We start from the raw sequence: 11,975 nt of genomic DNA on the forward strand, positions 1-11,975 counted from the left end.
AACCTCAGCCCAAATAGGTTGGAATCCCCCTCTTTTAAGAGGGGGAGGATGTCAATCGAACGTTCTCCGGCCGAACGGCGTCCCAGGGACAGCCGTGTCGAAGGGGGACCACCATGACCGCCGTACGCGCCCGTTCGCGAGCCCGCGCCCGCACCCGGGCCCGGCACGCCCTCCTCGCGGGCCTGCTGTGCGCCCTCCCGGCCTGCGGCACCGACGACGGCTCCCCGGCCCGGCCCCCGGCCTGGGAAGAACAGCCCTGGGAAGAACCCGCCGCGTACGCCTACACACTCAAGTCGGCCGAAGGGGAACGGGCCTTGATCGGCACCTTCCGGGTGACGGTCCGGGACGGCGTGGTGACCGAGGCCGTCGGCCTGGACGACAGCGCGCGCCGCGCGGTGGAGAGCGCCCCCGAGGCGGTGCCGACGCTGGGCGAACTGCTGGCCGAACTGGCCCTGGCCCGCCAGGAGGGAGCGGCGAAGGCGGAGGCGGAGTACGCGAGCGACGGCCACCCGGTCCGTATCGCGCTGGACCGTGAGGAGAACGCCGTGGACGACGAGGCGCTCTACGTCGTCACAGCGTACGAACCGTCCCCCCGAGCGTGAGCCGGAAGCCGTCCATCAGCTCCGGCCGCGCGCAGTTCGTCCGCGTCGATCCGGATCGATCCGGCCTCGGGCGCGTCCCGCTCCGCCTCCGAGCCATCCCCACCACACCCCACCACCGGCCCCGGTCTACCCTCGCCGCATGACCGAGACCTGGAATCCCACAACCGCCGGGGTGCTGCGGCTCCCCTCGGGGCGGCTGGTACGTGGCCGGGGACTGCGGCACCCGCTCCCGCCGGGCCCGCGGCCCGGCTTCGCGCTGTATCTGCTGGGCCGCGAACCGGAGCCCGTCGACTGGGAGTACCGCTGGCTGCGCTGGCCCGACTTCCGGCTGCCGTCCGACCGTGCGGCGGCCGCCGACGCGCTGCGCGAGGCATGGCGGCGGGCGGAGAGCGAGCGGGTGGAGATCGCCTGCGGCGGCGGCCTGGGCCGCACCGGCACCGCCCTGGCCGCTCTGGCGGTCCTCGACGGCGTACCGCCCGGCGGGGCCGTCGCCTACGTCCGCGAGCACTACGCCCGCCGCGCCGTGGAAACCCCGTGGCAGCGCCGGTATGTGACCCGCTTCTCCTGACACCACGCCGCACCCGCGCTCTACCATGACCCTGCGTACTTGCGCGAGGAAGAAGAAGAGGAGAAGCGGGCATGCGGCGGCTGGGGGATCTGGAGGCGGAGATCATGGACCGCCTCTGGCGGTGGCGGCGGCCGGCGACGGTACGGGAGATCGTCGACGACATCAACGAGGAACGGCCGCTCGCCTACACCACCGTGATGACCGTCGCGAACATCCTCTATAACAAGGGCTGGCTGGTGCGCGGCAAACAGGGCCGGGCCTGGGTGTACACCCCGGTGCGCAGCCGGGAGCAGTACGCGGCGGCGCTGATGGAGGACGCGCTCGGCGCGAGCGAGGACCGGCCGGTGGCGCTCGCGCACTTCGTGGAGCAGATGGACCCCGAGGAGATCAGCGCCCTGCGCGAGGCCCTGCGCGCGGTGGGGCGGCAGGCCGGACCATGAGCGCGGCACCCGTGCTGTTCGGGTACGCCGCCGTGGTGGGCGTCGTCGCACCCCGGCTGCTGCTGCGCAGCGCCTGGCCGTACCGGGCGCCGGTGCTGGCACTGGCCGTCTGGCACGGGCTGATCGTGTCCTTCACGCTGGCCGTCGCGCTGGCCGCGCACCAGCTGGCCGCCCCGACCGAGCATCTGCACGCCGATCTGATCGGCTTCCTGCACGCGTGCGGGCTGACCGCCGCGAGCGGGGTGCCGGACCCGACGATCACCGAACGGCTGGCGTTCGCCCTGCCGTTCTCGGTGCTGCTGCTGGTGCTGGGCGGCTTCGCCGTGGAGGTGCTGCGCGGTCGCCGCGCCCGCGCCCGGCACCGCAGGGTCCTGGACCTGGTCGGCCGCCGCACCCCGAAACTGGCGGCGACGGTCGTCGAGCACGAACGCCCCGCCGCCTACTGTCTGCCCGGCCGCCGCCCACGGGTGGTGGTCAGCGCGGGCGCGCTGCGGCTGCTGTCGCCGGGCCAGCTCGCTGCCGTACTCGCGCACGAGCGGGCGCACATCACGGGCCGTCACCATCTGGTGCTGGCCGCCGCCGAGGCGTTCGCCCGGCTCGCGCGGCGGCTGCCGCTGGCCCGGCACGCCCGGGAGCAGACCGCCGTACTCCTGGAGATGATCGCCGACGACCGCGCCCTGCGCCGCCACCCGCGCGATGTGCTGGCCACGGCGATGTACGAGATGGCGGCGGCCCGTTCCGCTCCGGCGGGCGCGTTCGCGGTGGGCGGCCCGAGCGCGCTGGTACGGCTGCGGCGGGTGCTGCATCCGCAGCGGCGCCCGCATCCGGTGCTGCGGGGCGCGGTCGCGGCCGGGGCGGCGCTGACACCGGTGCTGCCGCTGCTGTTCGGCTGCGTACCGACGCCGTTCGGCTGAGGGGTTCGCCGGCTTCTCCTTCTCGGCCCCTGGATTGCCCCCCGATCCCCCTGGATTGCCTCCCGATCTACGAAGCTACTAAGTTGTTAGTATTAGGATCGCCTGTCCGGCCAGAGGAGTTGTTGTCGCAGCATGGGAACCCATCGCCGACCCAAGCCGCCGACCCGGCCCCGGCTCGCCGTCCTGGCCGCCTCGGCGGGGGCCTTCTCGCTGCTGCCGACGGCACAGAGCCAGGCGGAGCCGCAGCCGTCCGTGGAGCAGGTGCGCGCGGAGGTCGAGGAGCTGTACCACGACTCGGAGGCCAGCACCGAGGAGTTCAACGAGGCGCAGGAGAAGCGGCAGACCCTCCAGAAGGAGGCCAACGAGGCCCAGGAGAAGGTCGCCGAGCAGCAGGAGGAGATCAATGAGATCCGCGCCGAGATGGGCCCGATAGCCGCTTCGCAGTACCGCGACGGCGGCCTGGACCCGAGCGTCCAGCTGTTCTTCTCCGCCGACCCCGACGACTTCCTGGAGCAGGCGGCGCTCCTGGACCGTACCGGCGACCGCCAGCAGGTGCTGCTCGACAGCCTTCAGCAGAAGCAGCGCGAGATCGCCCAGACCCGCGCCGAGGCGCTGGACAAGCTGGAGGCCGCGCGCACCGCGCAGGAGCGGATGAGCGAGAAGAAGGACGAGATCCAGGGCAAGCTGCAAGCCGCGCAGAAGCTCCTGAACAGCCTCACCGCCGAGCAGCGGGCCGAGCTGGAGGCGGCGGAGGAGAAGGCCGACGAGGAGTCGGGCAGCAGCGACAGTCCGGCGACGTACGACGGGTCGGCGAGCGGACGGGCCCTCACGGCGATCGAGTTCGCGTACGCCCAGCTCGGCAAGCCCTACGAGTGGGGCTCGACCGGCCCGGACTCCTTCGACTGCTCCGGCCTGACCGGCGCGGCGTGGGCCTCCGCCGGCGTCTCACTGCCGCGCACGGTCAACCAGCAGTACTCGGCGGGCCGTCAGGTGGCCCGGGCCGATCTCCAGCCCGGCGACATCATCTACTGGTACAACAACACCCAGCACAACGGCCTGTACATAGGCGACGGCAAGGCCATCCACGCGCCCCGCACCGGCAAGAACGTCGAGGTCACCGACCTGGACTCGATGCCGTACTTCGCGGCGACCCGCCCTTGAGCCCAGATCGACGTCCGATCCCGGTTGCGATGGGGATCGCGCTACGCGCGCACGGTGAACGCGGCCGTGCGTACGACCCCGTCGTGCCGGAAGTCGAGGAACAGCCGGTACGCCCCTGAGCTGGGCGCGGTGGCGAAGAAGGCGACTTCCGGCCCCGGGGGCGTCTCACCGTCACCCGGTTCACCTGTCGGGTGGACGTGCAGATAGGCGAGGTCCCCGGCGCGCAGGGCGACCAGATGCCCGTAGGCGCCGAAGTAGGGCTGGAGGTCGGTGACGGGCCGCCCGCCCTTGGACACGGTCAGTGTCAGCGCGCGCCCCTGCCCCGGTTCCAGTACGCCGTCCAGCCGCACCTCGTAGCCGTCGATCTCGGCGATTGTGCTGACGGCGGGCAGCTCGGCGGCCTCGGCGACGCCCTCGCCGGTGAGATCCGCGCCGATCACGACCCCGCTCTCCCCCCGGGGCCGGAAGTCGGCGAAGAGCCGGTACTCCCCCGCCCTGGGCAGCTCCACGGACACCGACCACACCCCGTCGCCGCCCAGCACGGGATGCAGATGCCGGTAGACGCCGAGATCGCGCGAGGCGACGATCAGATGCAGCTGCTTGCCGTGTTCCTCCTCGTACGAGGTGAGGGGGCGCCCGGTGCCGTCGTCGGGGAGGACGGCGAAGCGCAGGTCGGTCTTCTCGCGGACGGGAAGCCGGGGGTTCTTGAGGTCGAGGAGGTAGCTCTTCCCGGCCTCGCCGGCACCCGCGTGCCCTCCGTGGCCGTGGTGACCGGCGTGCGCGTTCGACGCTGCGGAACTGTTCATGACCCGCTCCTCACCCGCTGGGGCTCTGGGGACTGTCTTGGGGACTGCCTGGGGCCGCCCAAGGCCGGGCGACCGATTTACCCCTTCAACATACCCCCCAGGGGTATAAAGTCAAGCCGACACCACCCGGGGGGCGCCACAGATCCCCCACTTGCCCGCACATACGGGCAGGGGGTATACATAAACGCACTCTCGAATACCCCCAAGGGGTATCCCCGGGCATCGGCACCACACCACTCCACTCCACACCACTCACACCACTCACACCCATGGAGAACCCCATGTCGAACTGCTGCTCCACGGACGGAAGCTGCCACACCACCGCCGAGATCACGACCGTCTACCAGGTGGGGGGCGTGGGCAGCGCCCACTGCCAGGGCGTCGTGACCAAGGCCGTGGGCGGCCTGACCGAGATCAGCGCGGTCGAGGTCGAGATCGGCACCGGCCTGGTGACCGTGACGACCGCCGCCGAGCCGGACGAGGCGCTGGACGCGCTGATCGCCAAGACGGTGGACGAGGCGGGTTACGACTTCGCCGGGCGCGTGGCCGCCTGAGCGACCAGTACACAGAAGGGGCCGTCCCGCGCGGGACGGCCCCTTCTGACATGGGAGGCGAGGCATATGGCCGGCCGGGGAGGGCCGGACGTCAGACCCCGGCCCGCTCGCCGGACTCCTTCACCCCGCCCGCACTGCCGGGGGCACCACCGGCCACCCCCTCCCCCCGCATCACCAGCAGGGTGACGAGGCCGCCCACGGCGGCGACGACGGCGGCCCAGACGAACGCCGCGCTGAAGCCGTCGGTCATCGCGGGCAGATCGCCGAGCCGTCCGGCGCCCTGGGAGGTGGCGACGGCGGTCAGCGCGGCGAGACCGAGCGCGGAGCCGACCTGATACGTGGTGTTGACGATGCCGGAGGCCAGCCCGGCCTGCTCCTGCGGGGCGCGGGACATGGCGGCCATCATCGCCGGGATGTAGGCGAGGGACATGCCGAGCGCGGCGACCAGCGAGGCGGGCAGGACGTCGATCACGAAGGTGCCGGTGGGCTCGACGGCGGACAGCCACAGCAGCCCGGCGGCGAGGACCAGCAGACCGGTGCCGATCAGCGGCTTGGCACCGAACCTGGCCAGCAGCTTCGCGGTGATCAGGGTCATGAAGACCATGAGCAGCCCGGTCATCGGCAGCAGCGCGGCACCGGAGGCGAAGGCCCCGTACCCGAGCACCTGCTGGAGATAGAGGTTGAGGAAGTACCACATGGGAATCCACGCGGCGCCGAGCAGGGCCATGGCGAGGTTGGCGGAACCCAGCCGCGGCACCCGCCAGATCCCGAGCGGCATCAGGGGCGCGCGCACGATCCGCTGCACGACCAGGAACAGCCCCAGCAGCACGGCCGCGCCGATCAGTTGCAGCACGGTCGTGGTGGCGGCCCAGCCCTCCTCGGGCGCCCGTACGACGGCGAACACGGCGAGCGCCAGTCCGCCGGTGACAGCGACGGCACCCAGCACATCGACTCCGCCGCGCCGGCCCCGGACGTCGGGCAGCAGCTTGGTGGCGGCGAGGGTGGCGATGCCGATGGGCACGTAGATGATGAAGATCCAGGGCCAGCTCAGCCACTCGGTGAACACCCCGCCGAGGAACACCCCGGCGGTACCACCGGCGGGCGCGGCGGCGCCGTACAGCGCCATGGCCTTGCCCAGCTCCCTGGGCTCGTGCGCGAAGAGCATCATCAGCAGGGTCATCGCGGCGGGCGCGATCAGCGCGCCGCCGACCCCCTGCACGGCCCGCCCGACGACCTCCACCCAGGCCGTCTGGGCGGCGGCGGCCACGATCGACCCACCGATCAGCACGACCCACCCGGCATTGAACACGCGGCGGGCCCCGAGCAGATCGGACAGCCGCCCGCCGAGCAGCAGCAGCCCGCCGAAGGCGATGACATAGGCGTTGAAGACCCACTGCAACTCACCCTGCGAGAAGCCCAGATCCTTCTGCATCTCGGGGAGCGCCACCCCGATGATCGACGTGTCCATGATCACCATGAACTGCGCAGTGGCGAGCACACCGAGCGCCCACCACCGCTTGGGATTGACGGTAGACATCACTCCACCCCTTCCGTTTCGCAATACCCCCAGGGGGTATCCAGCTGCCGCACAATAACATACCCCTAAGGGGTATGTAAGCGTCAGGATGCGGCGCACCCGCAGGGGGACCCTCGACGGACCCACAGGGAGGATCCCGGCAAACCCCGGAAGGGGCCCCCACAGCCGCCCCCACAGCCACCACTCCGCAAGATCACAACTGAGCCACAGCGCCCACCCGGCACCCCCGCCCCGACGGATGATGCCCTCGCAACAGCAACCACCTTGGGGGGACAAATGAAGACCCGCACAGCACTGCTCACGGCCGCGCTCGCCCTCGCTCTCGCCACCCTCACCGCCTGCGGCGGCGACAGCGGTACCGACAACAGCGCCGACCCGGCCGCCTGCAAGGCCGCCCTGCAGAAGCAGATGGAGGAGACCGCCCCCAGCGCCGAGGAAGCCGGCCGCCTCGCCGCGTGCGAGGGCCTCAGCGACCAGCAGATCGAAGAGATAGCCGGCGAGATAGCCACCGAAGCGCTGGAGGGTTCCCTGGGCGACCTGGAGTCCAGCATCGACGCGGGCCTCGAAGAACTGGAAGACCTGGAGACCACGGCCCCCTGACCCGGAGAGAGCCACCGCGTACACCGCCCACACCAATAGACCTGCTGACCATCAGGTCAGCAGGTCCATTGCTCTACAGGTCTTTAGACCTTCTATCTATTAGACCTTCTACAGGTCTATGGATCTACAGGTCCGCGGGTCGGCAGGTCAGCCGACCCGTGTCCCCCGGTACCCGACCGGCCCCTCACCGGGGAACTGGGCGGTCCCCTGGAACGAGCTGCCGCCGTCGAAGAACGTGACGCTGCCGTTCCCGTCATCTCCCGACCAGGTCACGGTCGTGCCGGTGGAGGGAGCACCGTCCTGAGGAACCACATCGGCGCGGTTGGCGATGGAGAGAGTGAGCGGCTGGTCCTGCTGCCACCCGCCCCCGCCCGTGTGGATCTCGGTCTCGTACGTGGCCATGTCTTCCCCTTCACAGGTATCGGATCGACTCGCACTGTCCGAAGGGCTGATACGCCGCCCCGCTCCAGAGTCACGCCTCCACCCACCCCCAGACCGGACAGCCGACCCCAAACCACCACATCGGCTGATCCTCCAACTACCGGAGTTTCCAAGGCACTTCACCGCACCGAAGCACCGCCGGGACACCAGCTCCGGGCCTACGCCATCGCGGCACCCACACAACGCAGCAATAAACATCACAAACTTGTCACATGGACTCCACATTCTCCCCACATCCCAGATGATGACTCTTCAACCAGCAACTCCTTGGGGGGACTCCATGCGTACGCGCACCACCGCAGCGGTTCTGACGGCCTTACTGACCCTCGCGCTCACCGCATGTGAGACCGGCACCAGCACCACGGGCAGCAGCACCGAGGACAAGTCCGGTACGGAACAGAACGGCTCCGGTACGGAACTGAATGACACCACCGGCGACAGCGAGGTCCTGGAGTCGGGGAGCCTGCCCGACATGACGGGCAAGGGCCTTCAGACCGCGCAGGACGACGCGCAGGCGGCCGGATTCTTCCTGCTCACCTCCCACGACGCCCTCGGCCGTGACCGCATGCAGGCCCTGGACCGCAACTGGAAGGTCTGCACCCAGACACCCGCCGCCGGTGAGCACTCCACCGACACCCAGGTGGACTTCGGCGCCGTCAAACTCGAAGAGGACTGCCCCGCCGGAGACGTGGAGGCACCCGCGGCGGCCGACTCGACGATGCCCGACTTCACGGGCGAGGCCGTGAACATCGCCCGCGACACCCTCGACAGCAGCACCAGCATCACCGTCAATGACGTCTCCGGCCAGGACCGCATGGTCCTCATGGAGTCCAACTGGCAGGTGTGCACCCAGGAACCGGCCGCCGGCGCGGCACTCGACGGGCAGCCCGTCACGTTCGGCGCGGTGAAGTTCGAGGAATCCTGCTGACAGCCACCGAGCGGCCCGGCCCGGGATCTCAGACGGACGCGACTCCCTCCTCCAGGAGCGCCACCTCGGGGTGCGCGCCGTAGGGGCGGAGTACCTGGCGCATCGTGGTGAGGGAGGCGGTGGCACGGGCCGAGCGGAGTCCCGGGTATCCAGCAGGTGGAGCGCCGCACCGACCCGGACCCGCAGACCCACGACGCCGCACACTGCGGCACCGCGTGCTCGCTGGGTGGGCCACCTGCGTGCGGCGCGACCCACCCAGCCTCTGCCTGACGATCAGCGGTCGTCGCCGAGTTCCGCGTGCATCTGCGGCTGGTCGTCGCCCTGGCGCCTGAGCGCGTAGTCCTCGATCCTGTTGAACTGCTTCGAGGCGATTCCGATGATCTCGTCGTACGGGTTGACCCCGACGGCCTTGTCCGCGGAGCCGCCCAGCAGCCCGCCGCCGAACCCACTGACGACGCCGTGGCCGGCCGACGCGAGCTTCGCGCCGGTGTCCAGGACCGCGTTACGAGGAATCCCCGCCAGATCGGCGTACTTGTCGGACAGCGCCTTGCGGACCATCGCGACGAACGGAGAGTAACTGGGCTCCGGCAGGTACTCCGTCTCGTAGAACTTCAGCGCCTGCGCGGTCATGAACGTGCCGTCGTCGCTCGCCTTCCACTCGTCGTCGCGCGCCGTGAGCCACAGGGCCGTCGACTGGCCGACGTCCTTGGGGGAGAGCCACCGCTCCGGTGTGCCGAGGTAGTGGTTGATGTAGTGCCAGGCGGCCATGAACCCCTGCGCGTCGCTCTTGGAGACGGTGAGGCCGAGGTTCTTCATCGCCTCGAGGATCTGCACGCTGAAGACGTAGGTCGCGCCGCAGGTGTACTTCTGGGAGACCGGCTCGCCCCACTTCGCGTAGTCCCACTCGCCGCTCTTCTTGTGCAGCTGGCGCACCGAGGCGTGCACCAGACGCACCTTGGTCACGGTGGCGGCGAGGGTGCCGTCGCTCAGCGCGCCCCGGTCGCCCATGCCGATGAACAGCCGCGACGACTGCGACAGACGCCGCCCCGGCCCCTTCACCCCGCCCAGCCGGCCCGTGGAACGCAGGGTGTACGCGCCCGTCGGTGAGAGGTAGGTGCCGATGAGTCCGACGGTGCCCTGAAGCATCGAGGCCACGCCGTGATGGTGGTCGAAGAAGCCCTCGGCGGCCTTGACGTCGGCCTGGCTCCAGCCCGGCGGGTCGACGGTGGCCCCCTTGAGGAACTCGGCCAGCCGCGGCGGCAGGTCGGAGAGATCCTGCCCGGGCTTCAGCGTCCCGATGGTCCTGAACAGGGCGTTGACCCCGTCGATCTCCCCCTTGTCGATCAGATCGGACACGAGCTTGTCGGCCTCGGGGTCACCCGCCTGGTTCGCCACTTCGAGTTCGCTCGCGATGTTGGCGGTCGTCAGTGCCACGACGTGGTTCCGTTCGTCGGTGATCAGGATGGTCCGGTCGCGGAAAGTCCCCGAAGCCGGAATCCCGATGCTGGCAACACGGGGGACGTGCCGCGATCACCTTGAGCCAGCGAATCGTTTCCCCCTCACCCGATCGAGGCGAAGCATCCGCACGGCGCCGAAGAGGAGTTGACGACAGCGGGGCCACGACGGATCGCCGCGCCGCACGTACGGAATCTCCTGTCCGCGCTGCACACCCGCCGGCGGCCCGGAAACGTGATCCCGCAGGCCGAGCCTGGGCGAAGGGTCACCCGGGACGGCAGTACCGCAGGGCGACATGGCGCCCGCTCCCTCTCCCAAGACCGCAGGGAAGAGCCACTGGTCAAGGTCTTCGTTGCCACGTTCGTAAGAGACCGCCAACAGAGCCCACGATCAGCCGTCTCCCACCCGTGCCCCACGTAACTCGCTGATGCTGCCCACCAGCACGGTCATCGGCCACCAGGCGACGAACCCCCATGCGGAGACCTACATGGGGGCGTCAGGATCCCGAAGGGCGACTGATCCGGGTCGGGTAGCGCGAGAACCGGTGCGCCGCCGCGGCCGGTTCTCGGGCGTACCGCTGACCGTCAGCGGCAATCAGCCCCCTTCTTCGACTTGGACGTGCAGACCCGGTAGAAGGCATATCCCGAATCCGGCAGCGTGACTTGGGCGCGTCCGTTCACGACCGCAGGACCCGCCGCACCGGTTTCGAGGTTGATCCGGGCGTCATGCCCATGTCGCGGCTGATGCTGGCGGCATCGATGACGTACCCGTCGATACCGCGGTCGAGCAAGAAGCGGTACGCACGCTCCGCGTACTCGGGCCAGTAGGGCTTGGTCCAGTCGTAGGCCGGAGGATGGTCACCCCTTCGCAGCCCAGCTAGATCTGCCGGTTGCCCTGCGATTTCTGCCACCGCTGGTCCGGAACCCGGTTGGGGGTGCTCTTGCCTGTTGTCTGGGAGCTGGCGGGCGCCGCCGCCGAACTGGTCACGATCGCCAGTAGCGCGACGACGAGCTCGGCCTCGGCGGCCAAGTGGGCGGCGGTGCGGTGGTAGTGCTGGCCGAGGGCGTTGTTGCCGTCGTCGGCGCACATGTTGCCAGGCGGATGGTGAGCTGTGCCGCTCGGGTGAGGAGCTGCCGGTGCACGTGTTCACCGGCGGGGGCGAGGAGCCAGGGGGTGACGTCGTCGGCGAGGTAGGCGGTGAGTGCGGTGCGGCGCACCGGGTCTGCCTCCCAGGACCAGTCCGGTGTGCGGGCGGGGCGCGGGTCAGACCGGCGTCGGCGGCGGCCAGGGGGCTGCCCAGGCGGCGGGACAGCGCCCCGTTCTCAGCCCTCACCAAGATGTTCCGGATACAGCGCCTTTCACAAGGGCGCACAGACGCAGCACACGCAGCACATCCACGCATCAAACCCCCTACACGGGACGGGACTTCGGAGATGTACTGAAAGGGAGTTACCGCCTGGATCGGTCGCTCAATCCCGGCGCGCCATCGGGAGCGGGGCGGTCCCTGTTCGCGTGGCGGTCCTTCTCGGCAGCCATGAGTTGGCGGTGCCGATCTCCCATATCGAAAGCGAGGTGGACACGCATGTCCCGGTCTCCCGTGTCCTGGTACCCGGCCACCGCGCCAGCGGTGACGCTTCGCGCCGGTCATGTGCTGGTGGCTGACGGACTGCTGTGGCCAGACGGGCCCGTCACCGTCTGCTCTGCCGCACCGATGGTCGCGGGATCGCTCAGTGCCGCGGGCCACCGGGTGGTCACGGGTACGGTCCGGCTATTGGAGGAAAAGGAAGGGGCGGGCGGCGGATTGCAGGCCGTTGTGGCCCGCGCCGGCCCTCCCGGGGAAGCCCCTGCCGCCGGGGATTCTGGTGGTGTGGCCGTGGCGGTTGCGGACCCGGCTCTGCGGCCGGTGGTGGGGGCGGCCGTGGAGTCCTGGGCGCGGGTCATGGGGCCCCGGACGGTCCTGCTGGCCTCT

Annotated in this window: 13 protein-coding genes; 8 read left to right on the forward strand and 5 right to left on the reverse strand. The window is 70.3% G+C overall.

Annotated elements, in window-relative coordinates; all coding sequences use genetic code 11:
* Positions 1-113 precede the first annotated feature (113 nt).
* The 5 genes from ACFRFC_RS37935 to ACFRFC_RS37955 all read left to right on the forward strand — a co-directional run bounded on the left by ACFRFC_RS37935 (position 114) and on the right by ACFRFC_RS37955 (position 3,685).
* Complete coding sequence (locus ACFRFC_RS37935; RefSeq protein WP_382693723.1) at positions 114-602, forward strand: DUF6174 domain-containing protein; 489 nt, start codon at positions 114-116, stop codon at positions 600-602.
* A 139-nt stretch (positions 603-741) separates the two neighbouring features.
* Complete coding sequence (locus ACFRFC_RS37940) at positions 742-1,170, forward strand: protein-tyrosine phosphatase family protein (RefSeq protein ID WP_382693726.1); 429 nt, start codon at positions 742-744, stop codon at positions 1,168-1,170.
* 71 nt (positions 1,171-1,241) lie between these two features.
* Positions 1,242-1,610, forward strand: coding sequence for a BlaI/MecI/CopY family transcriptional regulator (locus ACFRFC_RS37945; protein ID WP_382693727.1), 369 nt, complete (start codon positions 1,242-1,244; stop codon positions 1,608-1,610).
* The gene (locus ACFRFC_RS37950; protein ID WP_382693729.1) at positions 1,607-2,524 is read left to right on the forward strand and encodes a M56 family metallopeptidase; all 918 of its coding nucleotides are present in this window, start codon (positions 1,607-1,609) and stop codon (positions 2,522-2,524) included. Before ACFRFC_RS37945 ends, ACFRFC_RS37950 begins: the two co-directional genes overlap by 4 nt.
* Before the next feature lie 132 nt (positions 2,525-2,656).
* Complete coding sequence (locus ACFRFC_RS37955; RefSeq protein ID WP_382693731.1) at positions 2,657-3,685, forward strand: NlpC/P60 family protein; 1,029 nt, start codon at positions 2,657-2,659, stop codon at positions 3,683-3,685.
* 41 nt (positions 3,686-3,726) lie between these two features.
* On the opposite strand, the gene ACFRFC_RS37960 is transcribed toward ACFRFC_RS37955, so the two are convergent.
* The gene (locus tag ACFRFC_RS37960) at positions 3,727-4,491 is read right to left on the reverse strand and encodes a hypothetical protein (protein WP_382693732.1); all 765 of its coding nucleotides are present in this window, start codon (positions 4,489-4,491) and stop codon (positions 3,727-3,729) included.
* A gap of 269 nt (positions 4,492-4,760) precedes the next feature.
* Here ACFRFC_RS37960 and ACFRFC_RS37965 point away from each other — a divergent pair, with 269 nt between their 5' ends.
* Positions 4,761-5,045, forward strand: a complete 285-nt coding sequence (locus tag ACFRFC_RS37965) for a heavy-metal-associated domain-containing protein (RefSeq protein WP_382693733.1) — start codon at positions 4,761-4,763, stop codon at positions 5,043-5,045.
* 91 nt (positions 5,046-5,136) lie between these two features.
* Here the strand turns inward: ACFRFC_RS37965 and ACFRFC_RS37970 are convergent, their stop codons facing one another.
* Positions 5,137-6,582, reverse strand: a complete 1,446-nt coding sequence (locus ACFRFC_RS37970; protein WP_382693735.1) for an MFS transporter — start codon at positions 6,580-6,582, stop codon at positions 5,137-5,139.
* Between the two features lie 276 nt (positions 6,583-6,858).
* On the opposite strand from ACFRFC_RS37970, the gene ACFRFC_RS37975 reads away from it, so the two are divergent.
* Positions 6,859-7,182: a hypothetical protein gene (locus ACFRFC_RS37975; RefSeq protein WP_382693737.1), complete on the forward strand. Its 324-nt coding sequence runs from the start codon at positions 6,859-6,861 to the stop codon at positions 7,180-7,182.
* Positions 7,183-7,329: 147 nt separating this feature from the next.
* Here ACFRFC_RS37975 and ACFRFC_RS37980 read toward each other — a convergent pair whose 3' ends face one another.
* On the reverse strand, positions 7,330-7,584 hold the full coding sequence (locus tag ACFRFC_RS37980) for a hypothetical protein (RefSeq protein ID WP_382693739.1): 255 nt from the start codon (positions 7,582-7,584) through the stop codon (positions 7,330-7,332).
* Between the two features lie 319 nt (positions 7,585-7,903).
* Here ACFRFC_RS37980 and ACFRFC_RS37985 point away from each other — a divergent pair, with 319 nt between their 5' ends.
* Positions 7,904-8,551: a hypothetical protein gene (locus ACFRFC_RS37985; protein WP_382693741.1), complete on the forward strand. Its 648-nt coding sequence runs from the start codon at positions 7,904-7,906 to the stop codon at positions 8,549-8,551.
* 273 nt (positions 8,552-8,824) lie between these two features.
* Here the strand turns inward: ACFRFC_RS37985 and ACFRFC_RS37990 are convergent, their stop codons facing one another.
* On the reverse strand, positions 8,825-9,985 hold the full coding sequence (locus tag ACFRFC_RS37990; RefSeq protein ID WP_382693743.1) for an oxygenase MpaB family protein: 1,161 nt from the start codon (positions 9,983-9,985) through the stop codon (positions 8,825-8,827).
* Between the two features lie 897 nt (positions 9,986-10,882).
* Entirely contained in the window at positions 10,883-11,095 is a 213-nt protein-coding gene (locus ACFRFC_RS37995) for a hypothetical protein (protein WP_382693745.1), read from the reverse strand.
* Positions 11,096-11,975: the final 880 nt, after the last annotated feature.

It is taken from the genome of Streptomyces sp. NPDC056734, from assembly GCF_042790455.1.
In the GTDB taxonomy this organism is placed as follows: Bacteria; Actinomycetota; Actinomycetes; order Streptomycetales; family Streptomycetaceae; genus Streptomyces.

What these genes read in the sequence shown, in the direction of transcription:
- ACFRFC_RS37940 (WP_382693726.1), top strand. Translation starts at nt 742, where the DNA reads ATGACCGAGACCTGGAATCCCACAACCGCCGGGGTGCTGCGGCTCCCC.
- ACFRFC_RS37970 (WP_382693735.1), bottom strand. Translation starts at nt 6,582, where the DNA reads ATGTCTACCGTCAATCCCAAGCGGTGGTGGGCGCTCGGTGTGCTCGCC.
- ACFRFC_RS37960 (WP_382693732.1), bottom strand. Translation starts at nt 4,491, where the DNA reads ATGAACAGTTCCGCAGCGTCGAACGCGCACGCCGGTCACCACGGCCAC.
- ACFRFC_RS37950 (WP_382693729.1), top strand. Translation starts at nt 1,607, where the DNA reads ATGAGCGCGGCACCCGTGCTGTTCGGGTACGCCGCCGTGGTGGGCGTC.
- ACFRFC_RS37965 (WP_382693733.1), top strand. Translation starts at nt 4,761, where the DNA reads ATGGAGAACCCCATGTCGAACTGCTGCTCCACGGACGGAAGCTGCCAC.
- ACFRFC_RS37955 (WP_382693731.1), top strand. Translation starts at nt 2,657, where the DNA reads ATGGGAACCCATCGCCGACCCAAGCCGCCGACCCGGCCCCGGCTCGCC.
- ACFRFC_RS37975 (WP_382693737.1), top strand. Translation starts at nt 6,859, where the DNA reads ATGAAGACCCGCACAGCACTGCTCACGGCCGCGCTCGCCCTCGCTCTC.
- ACFRFC_RS37995 (WP_382693745.1), bottom strand. Translation starts at nt 11,095, where the DNA reads ATGTGCGCCGACGACGGCAACAACGCCCTCGGCCAGCACTACCACCGC.
- ACFRFC_RS37985 (WP_382693741.1), top strand. Translation starts at nt 7,904, where the DNA reads ATGCGTACGCGCACCACCGCAGCGGTTCTGACGGCCTTACTGACCCTC.
- ACFRFC_RS37935 (WP_382693723.1), top strand. Translation starts at nt 114, where the DNA reads ATGACCGCCGTACGCGCCCGTTCGCGAGCCCGCGCCCGCACCCGGGCC.
- ACFRFC_RS37980 (WP_382693739.1), bottom strand. Translation starts at nt 7,584, where the DNA reads ATGGCCACGTACGAGACCGAGATCCACACGGGCGGGGGCGGGTGGCAG.
- ACFRFC_RS37945 (WP_382693727.1), top strand. Translation starts at nt 1,242, where the DNA reads ATGCGGCGGCTGGGGGATCTGGAGGCGGAGATCATGGACCGCCTCTGG.